Source organism: Mesorhizobium sp. Arg314, assembly GCF_053714275.1.
Window position 1 is genome coordinate 1 of record NZ_JBSKBP010000404.1, and the last position, 206, is coordinate 206.

General features: G+C 66.5%; 1 protein-coding gene. It reads left to right on the plus strand.

All coding sequences use genetic code 11. The features are described from left to right. Positions 1–206, plus strand: a 206-nt coding sequence (locus ACWGS9_RS36040) for an EF-Tu C-terminal domain-related protein (RefSeq protein WP_454509591.1), incomplete at both ends; no start/stop codon positions are given.

The window sequence follows — 206 nt, forward strand, 5'->3', positions numbered from 1 at the left end:
GTCGAGATGTTCCGCAAGCTGCTCGACCAGGGCCAGGCCGGCGACAACATCGGCGCGCTGCTGCGCGGCGTCGACCGCGAAGGCGTCGAGCGCGGCCAGGTTCTGGCCAAGCCGGGCACGGTGAAGCCACACAAGAAGTTCGTGGCCGAGGCCTACATCCTGACCAAGGACGAGGGCGGCCGTCATACGCCGTTCTTCACCAACTA